At 50.4% G+C, this 1,825-nt stretch carries 3 protein-coding genes; 2 read left to right on the plus strand and 1 reads right to left on the minus strand.

What is annotated here, in order from left to right; all coding sequences use genetic code 11:
• The coding region (locus H261_RS26410) for a DUF6626 family protein (RefSeq protein WP_235063043.1) at positions 1-197 on the minus strand (197 nt) is incomplete at its 3' end.
• A 137-nt stretch (positions 198-334) separates the two neighbouring features.
• Here H261_RS26410 and H261_RS24435 point away from each other — a divergent pair.
• Together H261_RS24435 and H261_RS22730 are read left to right on the plus strand one after the other, a co-directional pair.
• Positions 335-880 carry a tyrosine phosphatase family protein gene (locus tag H261_RS24435; RefSeq protein WP_008622668.1) on the plus strand — a complete coding sequence of 182 codons (546 nt, stop codon included), beginning with the start codon at positions 335-337 and terminating at the stop codon, positions 878-880.
• Between the two features lie 226 nt (positions 881-1,106).
• Entirely contained in the window at positions 1,107-1,709 is a 603-nt protein-coding gene (locus tag H261_RS22730) for a hypothetical protein (RefSeq protein WP_008622669.1), read from the plus strand.
• Positions 1,710-1,825 lie beyond the last annotated feature (116 nt).

Consider the following 1,825-nt stretch of genomic DNA (forward strand, 5'->3'; position numbering starts at 1 on the left):
GGTTCGTTCGTTGAATCAATTGCCTCAGTCACATTTGATACCAAAGCCAAAAGTGCTTCTGTCGAAATTCGTCTGCCTCTTGATTTTGAACTACTAAGGTAGCTTTGGCTTCGATTAAGCCACTCACCAAATTCGCGACCAGAACCGACGATTCCCAACGAATAAAATTCTTCATATATTTCTTCTAATTTTCGCATGAACGACTCCTGCTGTTGCAGGTGTATTTATCGCAGCATCGAATGCCTTCATATGTAGGCACTTATTTTGATCGCCCAAATTGGCCGACACATTCAAACCTGTTATGGTCCCCGCCCACATCCTGGGAGGGAGCATCATGACCAAGACAAAATTGCCCTTCGCAATGACCATCTGCGGGCTGGATGAGCTTGGTGACGAGTTGGAAGCCTTCGGCCCAAGTCACATCATCTCAATTTTGGACCCCGGCGATGACCATGACGATCCATTGGTCTTCCCTGGATCGATCAAGGTGCTGAGTCTCAGATTTTATGACTTACACGCGATGGGGGGAGTGGTTGGAAAGTCACTTGATCGACAGGGACGGAACGAACACCCCAGCGTGGACCATGCTCAGACCATCATTGATTTTGGTCGAGAGATACCCAGCGGTGGCCGAATTTTATGCCATTGCTGGGCAGGAATATCTCGCTCGACAGCCGCCGGATTCTTACTGGCATGCCTGCACCTACCTGCGGCAGAAGCCATGGATCTGATCATGGAACTTAGGCCCGGAGCGGTACCGAACCGGTTGATCATCAAATTCGCAGACCGGATTCTTGGTGCTGGCGGGCGAATGGTTGCTGCGATTGACGGTCAAAGGCAAGGAGTTGATCGCCGATCAATCAGATCGAGCAGACGTTGAGCGTCATGTAAAGCACCTCGGAGTAGGTCAAGGACGGCCATTACCTCAAATCTAATGAGGTTTTCATCATAAACCGGCGGCAATCGTCCCGGAGCAACAGAAACAGCATCTTCTGGAGAAATCGTAAAGTCATTTAATCGCATAGTTTACCCCGCATATATTGATAATATGTATTTATGTGGTTATATTGAAACAAGCACATATATCAGATTGCTTGGAGGGCATTATGCGTTCGCAAGTCATACTGCTATCAGTCTGCGTGCTATTCACTGCGACATTTGCCGCAAACGCCCAGGAAGGCATCTTCTTTACCACGGACAAGGGTGCCGCCGGTGTGGTGAAGGCCGCTCCTCCGCCGATCTATCAGCGTGATCCGAACCTGCCAAATTATTACTCCCTCGGCTCGGAGCCATCGCCGCCGCCCATCACATACGACGAGATCAACACCCCAGGATACTGGCACCGGGAGCAATTGGCCGTCCTGGGCAGGGATGCGAATGGCATGAACCTGCATGATCGTGGGGTGTACTGCTCGTCCCAGGAACGTAAGGTGAGCCGCTATGCCGAAATTTCCTCGCAGTGGTTAAGCGATCACGATTTGTGGTTTGCCCCGTCGGCTGGCTTTATTCCCCATGGGATCGTGATGTCTGAATCGCGAGACATTTTGACCTATGCACAAGTCGCATTACGCGACATCCGATACATCAAACACAATGGTGCACAAATTCAGCACTGCGATGACGTTGCTGCGTTTGCGATCATGCGGATGCAGAAATTATTGGAAAAATACCCTGAAGACCCAGGCTGGGTGGAGCGGGTTCGAAACTGACTGACCATCAGCATAATTGGACGCCATGACCTCGTATTACTTCAAACGCAACTGTATGTCCGAGAAACCGACATGGGCTGGCCATTCTTCGTCGGAGTGGAAACGTTCAACAACGC

It is taken from the genome of Paramagnetospirillum caucaseum (genome assembly GCF_000342045.1).
GTDB lineage: Bacteria > Pseudomonadota > Alphaproteobacteria > Rhodospirillales > Magnetospirillaceae > Phaeospirillum > Phaeospirillum caucaseum.